The organism is Mangrovicella endophytica, assembly GCF_002893625.1.
GTDB classification, from domain to species: domain Bacteria; phylum Pseudomonadota; class Alphaproteobacteria; order Rhizobiales; family Rhizobiaceae; genus Mangrovicella; species Mangrovicella endophytica.
The window spans coordinates 1,072,802-1,090,371 of record NZ_PKMZ01000001.1; the positions used below are offsets into that span (position 1 = coordinate 1,072,802).

12 protein-coding genes, 1 tRNA gene and 1 pseudogene are annotated in these 17,570 nt (G+C 66.3%); 12 read left to right on the forward strand and 2 right to left on the reverse strand.

Going from position 1 to position 17,570, the window contains the following annotated elements; genetic code table 11:
* Positions 1-16: 16 nt before the first annotated feature.
* From C0R46_RS04910 to C0R46_RS04925, 4 genes are all read left to right on the forward strand, one after another.
* The gene (locus C0R46_RS04910) at positions 17-697 is read left to right on the forward strand and encodes a winged helix-turn-helix domain-containing protein (RefSeq protein ID WP_102958413.1); all 681 of its coding nucleotides are present in this window, start codon (positions 17-19) and stop codon (positions 695-697) included.
* Positions 684-2,048: a sensor histidine kinase gene (locus tag C0R46_RS04915; RefSeq protein ID WP_102958414.1), complete on the forward strand. Its 1,365-nt coding sequence runs from the start codon at positions 684-686 to the stop codon at positions 2,046-2,048. Before C0R46_RS04910 ends, C0R46_RS04915 begins: the two co-directional genes overlap by 14 nt.
* A 282-nt stretch (positions 2,049-2,330) precedes the next feature.
* A tRNA-Ser gene (locus tag C0R46_RS04920) sits at positions 2,331-2,420 on the forward strand.
* A gap of 388 nt (positions 2,421-2,808) precedes the next feature.
* Positions 2,809-3,648 carry a hypothetical protein gene (locus C0R46_RS04925; protein ID WP_102958415.1) on the forward strand — a complete coding sequence of 280 codons (840 nt, stop codon included), beginning with the start codon at positions 2,809-2,811 and terminating at the stop codon, positions 3,646-3,648.
* Positions 3,649-3,775: 127 nt separating this feature from the next.
* Here C0R46_RS04925 and C0R46_RS04930 read toward each other — a convergent pair whose 3' ends face one another.
* Positions 3,776-6,043 carry a xanthine dehydrogenase family protein molybdopterin-binding subunit gene (locus C0R46_RS04930; protein ID WP_102958416.1) on the reverse strand — a complete coding sequence of 756 codons (2,268 nt, stop codon included), beginning with the start codon at positions 6,041-6,043 and terminating at the stop codon, positions 3,776-3,778.
* A 19-nt stretch (positions 6,044-6,062) separates the two neighbouring features.
* Positions 6,063-6,515 carry a (2Fe-2S)-binding protein gene (locus C0R46_RS04935; RefSeq protein ID WP_102958417.1) on the reverse strand — a complete coding sequence of 151 codons (453 nt, stop codon included), beginning with the start codon at positions 6,513-6,515 and terminating at the stop codon, positions 6,063-6,065.
* 416 nt (positions 6,516-6,931) lie between these two features.
* On the opposite strand from C0R46_RS04935, the pseudogene C0R46_RS21060 reads away from it, so the two are divergent.
* The 8 genes and pseudogenes from C0R46_RS21060 to C0R46_RS04980 all read left to right on the forward strand — a co-directional run bounded on the left by C0R46_RS21060 (position 6,932) and on the right by C0R46_RS04980 (position 17,391).
* Positions 6,932-9,021 (forward strand): annotated as a pseudogene (locus C0R46_RS21060) (ATP-binding protein).
* 535 nt (positions 9,022-9,556) lie between these two features.
* The gene (locus C0R46_RS21260; protein ID WP_157944560.1) at positions 9,557-10,660 is read left to right on the forward strand and encodes a septal ring lytic transglycosylase RlpA family protein; all 1,104 of its coding nucleotides are present in this window, start codon (positions 9,557-9,559) and stop codon (positions 10,658-10,660) included.
* A gap of 167 nt (positions 10,661-10,827) precedes the next feature.
* Positions 10,828-12,021: a D-alanyl-D-alanine carboxypeptidase family protein gene (locus C0R46_RS04955; RefSeq protein WP_102958421.1), complete on the forward strand. Its 1,194-nt coding sequence runs from the start codon at positions 10,828-10,830 to the stop codon at positions 12,019-12,021.
* Positions 12,021-12,743 (forward strand): dTMP kinase, encoded by a 723-nt coding sequence (gene tmk, locus C0R46_RS04960; protein WP_102958422.1) that lies wholly within the window; start codon positions 12,021-12,023, stop codon positions 12,741-12,743. The genes C0R46_RS04955 and tmk overlap by 1 nt, the downstream gene beginning before the upstream one ends.
* On the forward strand, positions 12,740-13,801 hold the full coding sequence (locus tag C0R46_RS04965; RefSeq protein WP_245413405.1) for a DNA polymerase III subunit delta': 1,062 nt from the start codon (positions 12,740-12,742) through the stop codon (positions 13,799-13,801). The genes tmk and C0R46_RS04965 overlap by 4 nt, the downstream gene beginning before the upstream one ends.
* Positions 13,802-13,951: 150 nt before the next feature.
* Complete coding sequence (gene metG, locus C0R46_RS04970) at positions 13,952-15,499, forward strand: methionine--tRNA ligase (RefSeq protein ID WP_102958619.1); 1,548 nt, start codon at positions 13,952-13,954, stop codon at positions 15,497-15,499.
* 276 nt (positions 15,500-15,775) lie between these two features.
* Positions 15,776-16,582 carry a TatD family hydrolase gene (locus tag C0R46_RS04975; protein ID WP_102958620.1) on the forward strand — a complete coding sequence of 269 codons (807 nt, stop codon included), beginning with the start codon at positions 15,776-15,778 and terminating at the stop codon, positions 16,580-16,582.
* Positions 16,582-17,391, forward strand: a complete 810-nt coding sequence (locus C0R46_RS04980) for an MBL fold metallo-hydrolase (RefSeq protein WP_102958423.1) — start codon at positions 16,582-16,584, stop codon at positions 17,389-17,391. The genes C0R46_RS04975 and C0R46_RS04980 overlap by 1 nt, the downstream gene beginning before the upstream one ends.
* Positions 17,392-17,570 lie beyond the last annotated feature (179 nt).

Sequence of the window (17,570 nt, forward strand, 5' to 3'; positions counted from 1 at the left end):
GTGCAGGAGAGGGTGCTTGAAGATCCTCCTGATCGAAGATGACGATGCGACGGCCGGCTATATCGGCGCGGGACTGCGGGAGGAGGGCCACGAGGTTGACCATGTCGCGACCGGCACCTTCGGATTGGAACTCGGTCTGACGCGGGCTTACGACGTCGCGATCGTTGACCGGATGCTTCCCGGGCTGGATGGACTGTCGCTGCTGCGAGCGCTCCGCGCGGCCGGCCGCAGCCTGCCGGCGATCTTTCTGACGGCCGTCAGTGGGATCGACGACCGCGTCGAGGGGCTCGAAGCCGGCGCGGACGATTACCTGCTCAAGCCGTTTGCCTTCTCCGAGCTGCTGGCCCGCATCAACGCGCTGACGCGTCGGGCGACCCCGGAGCGCCGGGAGGAGACCATCCTGCGCGTCGGCGACCTCGAGATGAACCTGATCGCACGCACGGTCCAGCGCGGCGGCCGAATCATTGAGCTGCAACCGCGGGAGTTCCGGCTGCTCGAATACATGATGCGCAACCGTGGCCGGGTCCTCACCCGAACCATGCTCCTGGAGCGGGTCTGGGAGTTCCACTTCGACCCGAAGACCAACGTGGTGGAAACGCATGTGAGCCGGCTGCGGGCCAAGGTCGATCGCCCCTTCGATGCCGACATGATCCGCACCATCCGCGGATCGGGCTATATTCTCGATGTCGTACCGTAGCCGCTTCCGTACCACGTCGTTCCGGCTGGCGATCGCCTACGGCCTGCTGTTCGCCGTCTCCTCGCTGGTGACGCTCGCCTTCACCTATCTGGCGACCACCAGCCGCCTCGACCGGGTGATGTTCGGCTCCACGACGGGCGACATGAGCATCTTCCGGCGGTCCTACGCCGATGAAGGTGCTGCCGGGCTCCGCGACGAAGTGAGGGAGCACACCGACAGCGCGCCGCCCGACCGCTTCTTCCTGCTGCTGGACCCGCAGGGTCGGCACATCGGAGGCAACTTGCCGGCCGAGGCCTGGCGATCAGGCGAGGCTGTCATCCCGTTCCCGTCCGAGGGCGGGCGAGGGGTCGCATCGCCACATGGCGCCGATCTCTACGTGCTGGGCGAAACGCTTGGAGGGTACCGCGTTCTGTCGGCTCGGCGCTCCGACATCGCGGAGGAGTTCGAAGACGTTCTCCTCACGGCACTTCTTTCCGGCTGCGTCGTCACCCTCGTTCTGGCCCTTGCCGGCGGCTACGTCGTCGGGCTCGGTCCGACCCGGCAGGTCGACGCCATCGCCTCGACAACCAACGCCATCGTTCAGGGACGTCTGGATCTCAGGCTCCCTGTCGTCGGCAAGGGCAATGAGCTCGACCGTTTGGCGAGCGACATCAACGTGATGCTCGATCGTATCGAGACTCTGGTTGATAGTCTTCGGCAGGTTTCGACGGATATCGCCCATGATCTGCGCACCCCCTTGTCGCGGTTGCGGCAGAGTCTGGAGCGCGCCGGCAAGCGTCACGTCGGGGCTGAGTTCGAGGAAGTGCTGCAGGGTGCGATTGCGGAAGTGGATGCGATCATCGCCACCTTCGACGCGCTCCTGCGCATCGCTCAGCTTGACTCGGGAGCGAGGCGCGCCCGCTTCCAGGACGTCAACCTCTCCGCACTGGGCGGGCGCCTGGCAGATGCCTATGAGGATGTCGTCATCGATGCCGGCCACAGCTTCTCGGCGTCGATCGCGACCGACATCCATGTTTTCGGGGATGCGGATCTCCTGGTGCAGGCACTCGCAAACCTGATCGAGAATGCCGTGACGCATGTTCCGCCGCCGGGACATATCGAGCTGTCCATATCGACAGAAGAAGGCGCCGTCATCGCGGAAGTCGCCGACAACGGCCCCGGCATTCCCGCCGATGAACGCGACAAGGTCTTTCGGCGGCTCTACAGGCTGGATCGGAGCCGCGGAACGCCCGGCCACGGTCTGGGGCTCAGCCTCGTTGCGTCGATCGTCGAGCTCCACGGCGCCAGGATCGTGGCTGAAGACCGGCAGCCCGGCCTCGCCATGCGCATCATCATGACAGCGCCTGGATAGGCCGGCGCTGAATGACGCCTTTGTCGAGGCGCTCGAAGGCAGTAGCGGCGGGTGCCCCCCCCGGGGAGCGCACCGGAAGGCGTCGAACTCGACAATTGCCGTGAGCTGCGGCCTCGCATGCCGTGTCATGCCGGGCATGCGAGCGGGACGCTACCGGAACGGTTGACGCGGCGATCCACCGGGCGGTAAAGCCGACTGGCTGAAAGCGATACGTAGCAACGCGGTAGCAGAGGCTGTTTCGGGCCCCAGCTCACGCTGAAGAACAGTACGATTTCACAGCACGGATGGGTGGCCGAGTGGTTGATGGCACCGGTCTTGAAAACCGGCAGGCGGGGAACCGTCTCGTGGGTTCAAATCCCACCCCATCCGCCAGGAACTCGGCGTAAGACGCTCAAGCTCCTCGTCTTTTCGGCAGCGCCGATCAGCAGATCCCATTATGATCGCTGCCTGCCGATACCGATCAACCTTCGACGAGTGAGACGCCGCGGTATGGCCCCTTTGGCCAGCATCCCAGCAGTGTATTTACGATTGTGGACGCGGATGCGCCGGAGCTGCGTCTTTGCACCTACCACGCCCGTTCCGATCGAGGATGCGTACAAAGGCTTCGCTGAAAACCTGAAACCGGTTGTGCCGAACGGAGCTCCGTAGCACGGTCTCAGAAGGGGAGACGCCAGACAAGGCACTTTACACTTGCGCCTGAGGCCGATGCGACGCGCTACGGCAGCTTCCTGATGCGCACCGAGGTTCAAAGCAGTCTGGCATGAAGATCATACTCCACGTCGGCGTCCACAAGACGGGGACCTCTGCCCTTCAGGGACTTCTTCACACCAACCGCGAGCGCCTTCGCAGGCAAGGTGTCTGGTATGACCCACCGGAAGGCGAGAAGAATCACTCGTCCCGCGTCTTCCACTTTCGACCGGGAGAGACGTACTCGCCGACCGTCTTCCGGGACAGCCTGACGGAGATCGCGGGCAGAGGTTGCCCGGTCTACCTCATGAGTTCCGAGGTGTTCCTCGAGCGCCCGTTTGACATGGAAGCCTTTGCGCGCAGCATCGAAGGGTTCGAGACGGAGGTCATCGCCTATCTCCGCGCCTCGGACGACCTTATCGTCTCCGCTTATAATCAGCTTGTCCGCACGAACGGCTGGACCTTACCCATTCAGGCGGAACTTCCCTACGATCCCAGCTACCGAATCCTGTGGCCTTGGATAAGGGACCCGTGGAAGGTGACGCTTGCGCCATACGATCCGAAGCAATGGCCGGACGAGAACATCTTCCTAGACTTCCTCTCGATGCTGAAGGTGTCCACCGCCGGAATGGATATCGTCGCAAGCCAAGAAGACGCCAACCGAAGCCTGCCGGCACCGCTGATCGAGGTGATGCGAGCGGCCAACATCGTCGGCATTTCGGGTGAGCAGAGGGCCTTGCTGCTGACGGCGCTCCATGAACTCCATCGGGCAAGGCCTGATCTCTATCCCGACGGCGAACTTCTGACTGCCGTCGAGCGACGTGACTACCGGCTCATGTTCACCGAATATGCCGATGCCTGTAGACCCTTCTACCGGCCCGGGTTCGACGAGCGTTTTCTTCTCCCCTCTTAGGTCGGTCCTTGCCTGCCATAACAAGCCGCCCACCCGGGCGGCTTGTAGGGACGCTCTGCTGGCGTCCCTGCTGGGCATCTGGCTCCTCAGGGAGCGCGTGCGCGTGCGCGTCTCTGTGCCGCCGCGATCAGCCCGAGGTTTCGGCGGCGAGCTGCGGCACAAAGGGCAAGCTGCGCAGCCGCTTGCCGGTCGCGGCGAAGATCGCATTGCCAAGTACCGGCGCTGCCGAAACCGTGGCCGTTTCGCCCATGCCGCCAGGATCTTCCGTGCTCGGCACGATGTGCACCTCGACAGGGATGCTCTCGTTCATCCGCAGCTGGCCGTACTCCTCGAAGCTCGTCTGGACGACCCGCCCGTTCTCGATCTCGATGCCGTTGTAGAGTGCTGCGGAAAGGCCGAAGAGAAGGCCGCCCTCGACCTGTGCATGGACCGTGTCCGGATTGACGACATGGCCGCAGTCCACCGCCGCGATCGCGCGCTTGAGCTTGACCGCGCCATCCTGCGCAACGGAGATGTCGAGCACGACCGCGATGTAGCTGCCGAAGGAGACGTGCAGCGCGACGCCACGCCCTTCGCCCGCGACCTTCTTCGCCGCCGGATCCCAGCCGGCCTTCTCCGCTGCCAGCTTCAGGACGCCGGCCGCGCGCGGATTGTTGGCGAGAAGCATGGACCGGTACTCGACAGGATCCTTGCCTGCGGCAAGGGCCAGTTCGTCCATGAAGCTCTCGACCACGAAGATGTTGTGCGTCGGCCCGACGCCCCGCCACCAGGAAACCGGCACCGGAGGGTCCTTGCGCACCCAATCGACGAGCAGCGTCGGGAAGCCGTAAGGCGGCTCGGCAGCGCCCTCGACCGCATCGGAGTCGAGCGTGCCGTCCGGCAGGCCCGTCGGCAGGTACGAGCCGAGCACCGAGCCGCCGGTGACGTGATCGATCCACGCGACCGGCATGCCGTCCTCGCCGAGCCCCGCGGCGATCCGGTCGTAATAAGCCGGGCGATAGAGGTCGTGGGCGAAGTCCTCCTCGCGCGACCAGACGACCTTGACGGGATAGTCCACCTGCCGCGCGATCTGGACGGCCTGCGCGACGTAGTCCGCCTCCAGCCGCCGGCCGAAACCGCCGCCGATGAGGTGGTTGTGGAGGATCACCTTCTCGGCGGGTATGTTCAGGATCTTGGCGGCCAACGCCTGCGCGGCGGTGGGCACCTGTGTGCCGCACCAAATCTCGCATCCGCCGTCGCGCACGTGCACGAGGCAGTTGATCGGCTCCATCGTGGCGTGCGCGAGGAAGGGCAGTCGATAGACCGCCTCGACCTTTTTAGGTGCGGCGTCGAAGGCGGCCTGCGCCTGTCCTTCCTGCTTGGCAAGAATCGGCTTGCCCGTCTCTGACGAAACCTTCAGGTCCGCGAAGATCGTATCCGTGGTGAGGCCGGCATTCGGCCCCTCCTGCCATTCGATCTGAAGGGCGTCGACGCCCTGGCGCGCCGCCCAGTAGTGATCGCCGGTCACCGCCACGGCGTTGTCGAGTTTCACGACGTCGCGCACGCCCGGCACCGCACGCGCCGCCGCCTCATCGACGCGGCCGAGCTTGCCTCCGAAGATCGGAGATGCCGAAACCGTGGCGATCTTCATGCCCTCGACCTTGGCGTCGATGCCGAAAACCGCCGTTCCATCCGTCTTGCCGCGGCCTTCGACGCGCGGCACGGGCGTCCCCACGAGCCGGAAGCGGGCAGGGTCCTTCAAGGGGACGTCGGTCGGGATCGGCAGCTTGGCGGCGTCCTCGACGAGTTCGGCATAGGTCGCCGACCGCCCACCCGAATTCGCGGAAACGACCCCGCGCGCCACCGTCAACTCCGTTGCCTCGACGCCCCAGCGCTGCGCCGCGGCCTGGACGAGCATCGTGCGGGCGGCCGCACCTGCTTGGCGCAGCGGCACCCAGGTGGAGCGGATCGAGGTGGAACCGCCGGTGGTCTGCGACTGAAGCAGCGGCTGCTTGTAAAGGTCCTCGTTCGGAGGCGCCGGCAGGACGGAGACCTGGTCGAGGTCGACCTCCAGTTCCTCGGCGATCAACATGGCCTCTGCCGTGTGGATGCCCTGTCCCATCTCGATATTGGGGATCAGCAGCGAGATCTTGCCCGCCGGGTCGATGCGCACGAAGCCGCCGGGTGCAAAGCCCTGGAAGGCATCTCCCGTGTCGCCGCCCTCGACCTGTCCCTCGATGGCATGAAGGCTTGGTTGCTCGCCGCCATGCGCCCAGACCTTGCGGCCGAGCGGTGAAAAGGCGAAGGCAATGGTGAGGCCGCCGCCGAGCAGGCCGCGGCGGCTGAGCCGAAGATCGGCCCGCGGAGAAGCTGAGGCAGCTGCGGCGCGGGTCGCGGATGCGAGGGAATCGCCCATGGGAACCGTCTCCTCTCGGTCAGGCCTTGGCCGCGGTCTTGATCGCGGCGCGGATACGCGGATAGGTTCCGCAGCGACAGATATTGCCCGACATGGCCTCATCGATGGCCGCATCGTCGGGGGCGGGGTTGGAGCCCAGGAGGGCGGCCGCCGACATGATCTGCCCGCTCTGGCAATAGCCGCACTGCACGACCTGATGCTCCAGCCAGGCCGCCTGAACGCGTCCACCCGGCGCCGTCGCCCCAACGCCCTCGATCGTCACGACCTCGGAACCGACCACCGTCGAGGCCGGCGTCACGCAGGAGCGCACCGCCTGTCCATCGACATGCACGGTGCAGGCGCCGCATTGGGCGACACCGCAGCCGAACTTGGTGCCGGTCATGCCGAGCACGTCGCGCAGCACCCAGAGCAGCGGCATGTCCTCAGGAACATCGACGCTGTGGCTTTCGCCGTTGATGGATAGATCGATCATCGAGGCCTCCACACTGGCGGCAGCCTGCCAGCCCCGCCGCGCACTTTGGAATGTCTCCAACTAGCCGGCGGTCAGCCGAGATCAATGTGGAGCCGAGCCGCTTCTCATCACGGCTACGTAATTAGACGCCCCTCGCTTCGGCTGCCCGGCCACAGACCGCTACGCCGCCTTCGCGGCCCCGCGCCTCCGGCAACGGTGCGTCTGACCTCCGGATCAGCGCTCAAATTGAAGGCGCCACAAGCTCCGGTTTCAGCTGTGATCAACGACTCCGCTCGAGCGTGCTGCCGGCATCAAGCCAACGCCATCGATGGATATTGATCGGCCGCTGAAAGGCATCGTCTGCAATTGCACCGAAGACATGGTCCGCGCGATCCCTTAAGCCGGCTGGTGCTCTCATCCAATGCGTGAAGAAGCAGATGCCGGACATCAACAGCCACGATCCCGTCGAGCCTCATTCCGATCTCGATGCTCTCGCACAGAGCCGAGCTCGCTATCGCGCCCTGTTCGAGGCGATCGACGACGGCTTCTGCATCATCGAGTTCATTGACGGTCCGCACGGGCCATTAAGCGACTACGTCCATATCGAAGCCAATACCGGCTACGAGCGCCATACCGGCATTCCCGGCATCATCGGCATGAGACTGCGCGAGATCGCGCCGAACGAGGCAGACGGTTGGCTCGAACTTTACGGCAGCGTCCTGGAGACGGGTCAGCCGATCCGCTTCGAGCGGGAGTTCGTTGCGGCGGGGCGCCATATCGAGGTTGCCGCCGCCCGCGTCGAGCCGGCTAGCCTGCGTCAGGTCTCCGTGCTCTTCCGCGACATCACGGCACGCAAGCGGGCAGAGGCGGCTCTTCGTGCCAGCGAGTCGCTCGCCAGAGAGAATATCGAGCGCGTGCAGCTCGCGCTCGCCGCTGGTGCGATCATCGGCACGTGGCTGTGGGATCTGCCAAGTGACCGCTTCACCGTTGACGAAGCCTTCGCGCGCTCCTTCGGTCTTGATCCGGCTCTCGGCCGCGATGGCCTCAGCCTCGCGCAGGTCGTCGAGACCGTGCATCCGGAGGATCGCGGCGGCTTGGCAGCCGCGATCGACGAGGCCATCAAGCGGGGCGGGGCCTATGCGCACCAGTACCGCACGCGCCGGGCCGACGGGAACTACTACTGGCTGGAGGCGAACGGCCGCGTCGATCACGGGCCGGACGGCACGCCGCTGCGCTTCCCCGGCGTTCTGATCGATGTCGAGGAACGGCGCGCCGCCGAGGCGGAGCGCATCCGCGTCAACGAGATGCTGCGCAACCTCAACGAGACGCTAGAACAGCGGGTGGCGGCCCAGACGGCGGAGCTGATGGCGGGGAGGAGGCGCTGCGGCAGTCACAGAAGATGGAAGCGGTCGGTCAGCTCACCGGCGGCCTCGCCCATGACTTCAACAATCTCTTGGCAGGCATCTCCGGATCGCTCGACCTGATGCAATCAAGGATCCAGCAGGGGCGGATCGGCGAGCTCGACCGTTACATCATCGGCGCGCAGGGCGCCGCCAAGCGCGCCGCTGCCTTGACCCACCGCCTGCTGGCCTTCTCGAGGCGCCAAACGCTTGATCCAAGGCCGACCGACGTCAACCGCCTCGTCTCCGGCATGGAGGATCTGATCCGTCGCACCGTCGGCCCGCAGATCGCGGTCGAGACGGGAGCAAAAGGCGGTCTCTGGGCCACTCTCGTCGATCCGAACCAGCTTGAGAACGCACTCCTGAATCTCTGCATCAACGCGCGCGATGCCATGCCGGAGGGCGGCAAGATCATCATCGAGACTGGCAATCGCTGGCTCGACGATCGAGCCGCTCGCGAGCGGGATCTGCCGCGCGGCCAGTATGTCTCCATGTGTGTGTCCGACAACGGGATCGGCATGACGCCCGATGTCATCGCCAAGGCCTTCGACCCGTTCTTCACCACCAAGCCCATCGGGATGGGGACCGGTCTCGGCCTGTCGATGATCTATGGCTTCGCACGCCAGTCGGGCGGCCAGGTGCGCATCTATTCGGAAGCCGGCCAGGGAACGATGGTTTGCCTGTACCTGCCGCGCCACCATGGCGAGGAGCAGGTCGAATCGCCCTATGAACCGAGCGCCGAGCGCCGCGACGTCGGCGGCAAGACGATCCTCGTCGTCGACGACGAGCCGCTGGTTCGCATGCTTCTGGTCGATGCCGTCGAGGATCTCGGTTTTGCCCCGCTGGAGGCCGAAGACGGAGTTCAGGCGCTGAAGATTCTGCGCTCCGACATCCACCTCGACCTCCTGATCACCGATGTCGGGCTGCCGAACGGGATGAACGGCCGTCAGGTCGCAGATGCCGCGCGCGAAGTCCGGCCGGACTTGAAGGTGCTCTTCGTCACTGGCTATGCCGAGAATGCGGTACTCAGCCATGGCCATCTCGATCGCAGCATGCAGGTCGTCACCAAGCCCTTCGACATGACCGTTCTGGCAGCCCGGATCCAGGAGATGGTCGGGGACGAGTGACATCCGTAATCCGGCGATGCGCCGTCAGGAGCTTTGCGGCCGGCCCTGAAGCCTCCACCTCGCGCTTTGTAACAGAATGTGAACGGATTTTATTTCGTGGCGGCTTCATGTCCGAAATGTGGTGACCGCCTCCGGCCGGCTCTTGGGTGCGCTTCCCGGCGAACGGCCAGTGGAGCGCTTCAGCCCCAGCCATGGACAGCCTGCCAAGGCGCTGATTCCTAGCCCTTTGCTGCTGTTTCGGGGTGATAGCCGCCACTTGTTTGTCGCAGCGCGATAAGCGCGAGTGCATCGCAAGATCACCGCGAGGCTGCCTGTCGCCCGGATGCAACAGTCAACAGGAAGTCACGGATGTGGCAGCCATGTGGCGGCGCGCACGGCCCGGCGCGTGCGGTTGCAGGGCGCGTTAGCATCTTGTTAGCTCCGCTCACCGAGGAAGGACGGCGAAGGGCCGGCGCCTTCTCCGGCGGGGAAATCTGAACTGCCGTGCAAGGCTGAGCTGAGGGGATCATCGATGGCAGAAGCGACATCATTCCGGATGGCGAGGCATTCCACTGCCGTCCTGATTGCCGCTGCTGCCGTCGCCGCTCTTGCCGGATGCCAGTCCAAGTCCGATGCCGTGGCGAGCGCGGACGAAAAGGCCGTGCTCGATACGAGCGTCGCCTTCAGCTCCAAGACCTTCGGCGTTCCTGTCAGCCCTCGGGTCACCGATCTGAAGCGCGTGCGCAAGGGCGGGGGCCGCGAGCAGGTCGGCAAGCCCTACAAGGTCCGGGGCAAGTGGTACTACCCGAAGGAAGAGCCCGGCTATGTCAAAAGTGGCAAGGCCTCCTGGTACGGGTCGAATTTCCATGGCCGGCTGACCGCCAACGGTGAAGTCTACGACATGTACGGCCTGTCGGCCGCTCATCCGACCTTCCCGCTGCCTTCCTATGCGCGGGTCACCAATCTGAGCAACGGCAACCAGGTCGTCGTCCGCGTCAATGACCGCGGGCCTTATGCCGCCGACCGGATGATGGACCTGTCGTCCGAAGCGGCGGAGCTGCTGGCCTTCAAGCAGGACGGCATCGCCGACATCAAGGTCGAGTATGTCGGCAAGGCACCGCTGGAAGGCGACGATACGAAGACGCTGATGGCGAGTTTCAAGCCCGGCGACGGCGGTACCGTTGTGGGCACACCGGATACGATGATGGTTGCCTCCATCGAAGCGCCGGCGGCCGCTCCAGCCACCTTATCGTCGCTGATCGCTGCGAACGACATGTCGCTTCCGGGCGTGCGGCCGCTCGAGGCAATCGACGGGATGCGCACGGGCAGCGTGCCTTTGCCGACGCGGCGCTCGATCCTGTCCTCCTACGCTCCAGCCGCCGCGTCCCATTCCGGTGCCGCGGCAGCGCTCGATTCGATCGCAGCCGCCGCACCCTCCGCCCGACCGGAGCGGATCGAAATCGGCAGCCTCCGCGACGCGGAGACGATGCGGCGCCTTCAGGCCGTGCTGCTCGGGCAAGGCCGCCTCGTCGAAGACCGCGATAGCGCCGGCGGTCCGGCCTCGCTGTCCTTCGACGTCGCGGCGGGTGCCGATGCCGACGCGCTGCTGCGCCGCATCTGGCAGGCGGGTGCGGCGGACGCCTTCCTGCTGCGCGACTGAGCGCTCGTTCCAGTTCAGAAGACGACCATCGGAAGGCGGCGGGGGCTGTGCTCCTGCCCGGGCGTTTCGGCCGTTAAGCCTGCGACATGAAGGGCAGCCTTGCATGTTCCTGCGCCGCCGGGGCTGCGATACAGTGCCCAGGCCGACTGCCTCGATCGCCGGACATCATGATCTCTTCGCTCGTCAATCGCACCCGTCTCGCCGGCTTTGCCGGCGTCGCGCTCGTTCTTGCGAGCTTGCCCGCGGCGGCCGAGACCGCTCCGACGCCATCGCCGTCGCAGACGCCGGCCAAGCAGGTCATCCTCGTCGATGCCGAGAGTGGCGCGATCCTGTTCGAGAAGAACGCCGACGAGGCGTTCCCCCCGGCCTCCCTCGCCAAGTTGATGACGATGGAGATCGTCTTCGAGGCCCTGAAGAAGGGCTCGCTGCGCCTTGACCAGAGCTTTGCGGTCAGCACCCACGCCTGGCGCACCGGCGGCGCGCCGTCAGGCACCTCCACGATGTTCGCCAAGGTCAACTCGCAGGTACCCCTTGAGGCGCTGATCCGCGGTGTCGTGATCCAGTCGGCCAATGATGCGGCAATCGCGATCGCCGAGGGCATGGCAGGCTCGGAGGAGGGCTTCGCGCGGCTGATGAATGCACGCGCCGCCGAACTCGGCATGAAGGGCTCGCACTTCGTCAATCCGACCGGCCTTCCGGCCGAAGGGCAGCGCGTCACCGCGCGCGACCTCGCGATCCTCGCCCGGCATATCGAGGAAGCCCATCCCGACCAATATAAGATCTACGCTGAGACCTCCTTCGAGTGGAACAAGATACTCCAGCGCAGCCGTAACCCATTGCTGGGCATGAATATCGGCGCGGAGGGCATGGAGATCGGCTTTTCCGAAGGCTACGGCTATGCGCTCGTCGGAGTAACCCGCAAGGACGGCCGCGTGACCTTGCTTGCGACCGGCGGGCTCGCCAGCGCCAAGGAGCGCGCCGCCGAGTCGCGCCGCCTGCTGGAGTGGGCGGCCACCGACTTCCGCCGCGAGGTGCTGTTCGAGCCTGGCACGGTGGTCGGCCGTGCCGAAGTCTTCGGCGGGACGGCATCATCCGTGTCGCTGCGCCCGAAACTGCCGGTGGTCGCCTTCGTGCCGAACGCCGCGGCGGATACGGTGAAGGCGAGGATCTTCTATGATGGACCGCTGCTGGCGCCCATCCGCACCGGCGACAAGATCGGGCGGGTCGAGATCCAGGTCGACGGGAAGACAAGCATCACCGAGGATCTCTTCGCGGGCGAGACGGTCGAGCAGGGCACCTTTGCCGACCGCGCGCTTGGGGCGGCGCAGGAGCTTGCCTTCGGCTGGATACGGACGCTCTGATGCGACGGGAGGCTGACATCCGGCCGAAGGGCTACTTCATCACCTTCGAGGGCGGCGAGGGCAGCGGCAAGTCGACCCAGGTCGAGCGCCTGCGCGCCGCGCTCGCGTCCGAGGGCCATGACGTTCTGGCGACACGCGAGCCGGGCGGCTCCCCCGGGGCCGACGCGCTGCGACACATCATCCTGTCCGGCGCGGTCGAGGCGCTCGGGCCCGATCTAGAGGCGATCCTGTTTGCCGCAGCCCGCAGCGATCATGTCACCACCGCTATCGCGCCGGCGCTGGAGGATGGCGCCATCGTCGTCTGCGACCGGTTCATCGATTCCACGCGGGTGTATCAGGGGCTGGATCCGGCCATCGACGACGACCTTCTTGCCGCGCTGGAGCGGGCGGCGCTCAGCGGCACCTATCCTGACCTGACGATCATCCTCGATATCGACGCGGAGACCGGCCTTGCCCGCGCCGCAGCGCGCCGCGGCACGGCCGGCGCCGACCGCTACGAGCGCCAGGACGTCTCCGTGCACGAGGCCCGGCGGCAGGCATTTCTCACCATCGCCGCAAAGGAGTCTGAGCGCTGCGTCGTCGTCGATGCGCGCCGCGCACCGGAGGAGATCGCCAACGAGGTGGCGATGATCGTCGAGGACCGCCTCCAGGCTGCCCGGCTGGAGCGCCTCGGACGCAGCCTGTCGGCGCAATCGGCGCCGATGCGTCGGCAATCATCGTGATTGGCGAGCACCTCGGCGAGCTGCAGCCGCAATTCGACGATCTCGACGGCGTCGCCCCGCCGGCTGCCACGCTGACCTTCTACGGCCAGCAGGCGCAGTGGGAGGCCTTCGAGACGGCGAGGGGCAGCGACCGTCTGCACCATGCCTGGCTGCTCCAGGGACCGCGTGGCGTCGGGAAGGCGACACTGGCCTTCGCCATGGCCCGCCAGCTTCTGGGCGTCGAGCGTCTGGATGACGGCGATGGCCGCCCGACCTTCTCTCCGGAGGATGCCCAGGCGCGTCAGATCGCCCAAGGCAGCCACCCGAACCTTATCCACATCTCACGGCCTCCGGCGGACCGCGGCGGCTTTCGCACGCAGATCACCATCGACGACATCCGCCGGCTGAACCGCTTCTTTCAGGCGACCACAGCAGCCGGCAGGTGGCGTATCGCCATCGTCGATCCCGCCGACGATCTCAACCGCAGCGCCGCCAATGCGCTTTTGAAGATCCTGGAGGAACCGCCGGAGCGCTCGATCTTCCTGATCACCAGCCATGCGCCGGGCCGGCTCTTGCCGACGATCCGATCGCGCTGCCGATTACTGCGCTTCGAGCCGCTCGCCGACGGCGACCTAGCAGCTGCCCTGACCGCAACCGGCGCCGGTCTCGGGGAGATCGAGATGAAGGCGGCCATTCAGCGGGCAGGGGGCAGCGTGCGCGATGCGCTGTCGCTGGTTGCGCATGGCGGATTGGAGATCGACCAGCGGCTGACGGCGCTCTGGAACGCGCCGCGCACCGATTGGCACGGCGTGCAGGAACTCGCCGACGCCCTGTCGGCGCGGGGGCGCGAGAACAGCTACGACCTCCTGCTGGCGAGCCTTCTCGCCTTCCTTTCCGCGGAGGCGGAGAAGCGCCTCGCTGCCGGCGACGCAGACAGCGCTGCGCGCTTCGCCAGTCTCTGGCAGCGCGAAAGCGGCCGCTTCCGCGAGGCGCTCGCCTATAATCTCGACCGCAAGCAGGTGGTGTTGAGCTTCTTCGCCGCGCTGGAGGAGGCGCGGGGAGGGCCTCTCGCCGCCTGAGAGGAGCTCAGCCCTGATCAGCGCCGCCGGGCTCCGTTCCGCTTGAGTTCTGTCCCGCGCAGCCGGTCATGCATTGAGCCGGCCACACGCTTGCTCTATCTGCAGACGGTCGGCTGGTCCGACGCCTCCTCCGCTTGCAAGATGAGCCCGATGGCCGAACGCTTCTACCTGACCACCGCAATCTCCTATCCGAACGGGCGTCCGCATATCGGTCACGCCTACGAGCTGATCGCGACCGACGCGATCGCGCGGTTCAAGCGGCTGGACGGCTACGACGTGATGTTCCTGACGGGAACCGACGAGCACGGCATCAAGATGCTGCAGACGGCCCGCAAGCTCGGTGTCGACGTGCGTCAGCTCGCCGACACGAATGCGGCCGAGTTCCAGAAGATGGCAAGCGTCCTCGGCGGGTCGCAGGACGACTTCATCCGCACCAGCGAGCCGCGCCACCGCGTCGCCAGCCAGGCGATCTGGCAACGCATGCTGGCCGCCGGCGACATCTACAAGGACTCCTACGCGGGCTGGTACTCGGTGCGCGACGAAGCCTATTACGGTGAGGAGGAAACCGAGGAACGGCCTGACGGCAAGCGCTACGGCCCGCAGGGCACGCCTGTGGATTGGGTGGAGGAGGAGAGCTACTTCTTCCGCCTGTCCGCCTTCGGCGACCGGCTGCTCGACCTCTATGAGAGCAATCCGGACTTCGTCGGCCCGGCCGAGCGGCGCAACGAGATCGTCTCCTTCGTGAAGAGCGGGCTGCGCGACCTCTCCATCTCGCGCACCACCTTCGACTGGGGCATTCCGGTGCCCGGTGACGAGCGGCACGTGATGTATGTCTGGGTCGATGCCCTGACGAACTACCTGACCGCCACCGGCTTTCCCGAGGAGGGCGAGCGCAGCCGCTTCTGGCCGGCCGATCTCCACATCATCGGCAAGGACATCGTGCGCTTCCACGCCGTCTACTGGCCGGCCTTCCTGATGTCGGCGGGGCTGCCGCTGCCGCGCCGCGTCTTTGCGCACGGCTTCCTGTTCAACCGCGGGGAGAAGATGTCCAAGTCGGTCGGCAACGTCATCGACCCGTTTTCGCTGGTCGAGACCTACGGGCTCGATCCGCTGCGCTACTTCTTTCTGCGCGAGGTGCCGTTCGGCCAGGACGGCAACTATTCGCACGAGGCGATCGTCAACCGCACCAATTCCGAGCTCGCCAACGACCTCGGCAATCTGGCGCAGCGCTCGCTGTCGATGATCGCCAAGCATTGCGGAGCGGCGGTGCCGCAGCCGGGCGCCTTTACCGAGGCCGACAATGCGATCCTCGGCGCGGCCGGCGGGCTCCTGGAGAAGGCGCGCGACGCGATCGACCGGCAGGAGCTGCATGCGATCCTCGGCGCCGCGATCGCCGTCGTCGCCGATGCCAACCGCTATTTTGCGGGGCAGGAGCCGTGGGCGCTGCGGAAGAGCGATCCGGAGCGGATGGGAACGGTGCTGTTCGTCACCGCCGAGGTGCTGAGGCGCGTCGCCATCCTGCTGCAGCCCTTCGTGCCCGCAAGCGCGGAGAAGCTGCTCGACATCCTCGGCGTGCCCGCGGAGGAGCGCAGCTTCAACGAGCTGACCGCGGACGTTGCGCTGAAGCCGGGCCGGGCACTGCCGGCGCCGCAGCCGGTGTTCCCGCGCTATGTCGAGCCCGAGCAGCCGGCCGCCTGATCGAACGGCGTTTCGAAGCCACCGTCGCGTTGCTTTCGTGTGGATTCGGCGCGCCGGACGGCTCGGCGCATCGATGCCACGCCGGCTGCGCCGAAACTGCAAACCCTGACACCATGGCCTCATAGGTTCGCCGCCTAGCCAGCATTGGCAACCGAGACAGGGTTAGGTCGCCTCGAATGCCGCCTCTCGTTCAGGGTGGCTCCGGGCCGCTGGACGCGCTATGTCCGCGGCAATGCGGCTCGCCGCCGCCGCTCCACGCAAGAAGCCTACCGCCTGATGTCTCTCTTTCTCGTCGATAGCCACTGTCATCTGGACTTTCCGGATTTTGAAGGCGAGCGCGCCGCTCTGATCGAGCGCGCGCGCGCCGCTGGCGTGCAGATGATGGTGACGATCTCGACGCGCGTGGCACGCCTGGACCAGCTCCTGGCGATCAGCGAAGCGCATCCGAACGTCTATGCGTCCGTCGGAACGCATCCGCACAATGCCGCCGAGGAAGCCGACGTCTCCACGGCGGAGCTGGTGCGCCTCAGCGCGCATCCCCGCATCGTCGCCATCGGCGAAGCGGGCCTCGACTACTTCTACGACAACGCGCCGCGCGACGTGCAGGCAAGCGTCTTCCGCCGCCATATCGAAGCCGCGCGCGAGACAGGCCTGCCGCTGGTGATCCATGCGCGCGACGCCGATGACGACGTGGCGCGAATTTTGGAGGAGGAAGCCGGGAAGGGGGCTTTCCCCTTCATCCTGCACTGCTTCTCCTCCGGCCGGGCGCTGGCGGAGGCAGGTCTGGCGCTCGGCGGCTACGTCTCCTTCTCCGGCATCCTCGCGTTCAAGCGCTCCGAGGAGCTGCGCGCCATCGCGGCCGACGTGCCCCTGGAGCGGCTGCTGGTGGAAACGGACGCGCCCTATCTCGCGCCGCCGCCCTACCGCGGCAAGCGTAACGAGCCGGCCTATGTCGCGCATACGGCGACCGTCCTTGCCGAGGTGAAGGGCACCGACCTCGACGGCATCGCGCAGGCGACCACGGACAACTTCTTCCGGCTCTTCCGCAAGGCGGCGGATCCGCGCCAGGGTGCTGCGTCCTGATGGCGGACACCCTGCGCCTGACCATCCTCGGCTGCGGCTCCTCGCCAGGCGTACCGCGCCTCAATGGCGACTGGGGCGCCTGCGATCCCGCTGAGCCGCGCAATCGCCGCAGGCGGGCCTCGGCGTTGGTGGAGCGGATCGCCGCGTCCGGCGCCAAGACGACGGTCGTCATCGATTGCGGCCCGGATTTCCGCGAGCAGATGCTCTCAGCGAGCGTAAGGCATCTCGACGCCGTGGTGATGACCCACGCCCATGCCGACCACATCGCCGGCTTTGATGACCTGCGCGGCTACTTCCTGACGCAGCGCGCGCTGGTACCCGTACATGCCGATGCCGTGACGGCCGAGCGCCTGATGCAGGCCTATGACTACTGCTATGCCGCCCTGAACGGCAGCTTTTATCCACCGATCGTGCAGGACGTGCGCATCCGGGCCGGCGAGGCGTTCACGATCGATGGCGTCGGCGGTCCAATCGAGTTCCTGCCGTTCCAGCAGGTACACGGCTCGATCAACTCGCTTGGCTTCCGGATCGGCCCATTCGCTTACTGCAGCGACGTCAGCGACTTCCCGGATGCCGCACAGGACGCCGTCCGCGGCGCCCGCCACATCGTCATCGATGCGCTGCAGTACCGGGATCATCCAAGCCATCTGTCGCTCGCCCAGGCGCTCCGCTGGATCGAGCGGTTCGGCGCCGAGACGGCGACGCTGACCCATATGCACACACCACTAGACTACGGCCGCGTCGCGGCCGAGCTGCCGGCACATATCCGCCCTGGCTATGACGGGCTGAGGATCGAGCTGCCGGCCTAAGCCAGGTTCTGTCGAGCCGAACTCAGCGACAGGCATTGGAAACCTGCGTCCTTGAGAACGCGGTCCGCCTTGATGCCACCGGGTCGCGGCCAGATCGTCCATGCTGTGGGCCATAGCTGACCCTGACAGAGGCTCACGACGCTTCAAGCGTCCCCAAGCAGCCACGTCCGCATCCGCGC

Coding starts and splice junctions, on each gene's coding strand:
- C0R46_RS04915 (WP_102958414.1), top strand. CDS start 684: ATGTCGTACCGTAGCCGCTTCCGTACCACGTCGTTCCGGCTGGCGATC.
- C0R46_RS04925 (WP_102958415.1), top strand. CDS start 2,809: ATGAAGATCATACTCCACGTCGGCGTCCACAAGACGGGGACCTCTGCC.
- C0R46_RS04930 (WP_102958416.1), bottom strand. CDS start 6,043: ATGGGCGATTCCCTCGCATCCGCGACCCGCGCCGCAGCTGCCTCAGCT.
- C0R46_RS04935 (WP_102958417.1), bottom strand. CDS start 6,515: ATGATCGATCTATCCATCAACGGCGAAAGCCACAGCGTCGATGTTCCT.
- C0R46_RS21260 (WP_157944560.1), top strand. CDS start 9,557: ATGGCGAGGCATTCCACTGCCGTCCTGATTGCCGCTGCTGCCGTCGCC.
- C0R46_RS04955 (WP_102958421.1), top strand. CDS start 10,828: ATGATCTCTTCGCTCGTCAATCGCACCCGTCTCGCCGGCTTTGCCGGC.
- tmk (WP_102958422.1), top strand. CDS start 12,021: ATGCGACGGGAGGCTGACATCCGGCCGAAGGGCTACTTCATCACCTTC.
- metG (WP_102958619.1), top strand. CDS start 13,952: ATGGCCGAACGCTTCTACCTGACCACCGCAATCTCCTATCCGAACGGG.
- C0R46_RS04975 (WP_102958620.1), top strand. CDS start 15,776: ATGTCTCTCTTTCTCGTCGATAGCCACTGTCATCTGGACTTTCCGGAT.
- C0R46_RS04980 (WP_102958423.1), top strand. CDS start 16,582: ATGGCGGACACCCTGCGCCTGACCATCCTCGGCTGCGGCTCCTCGCCA.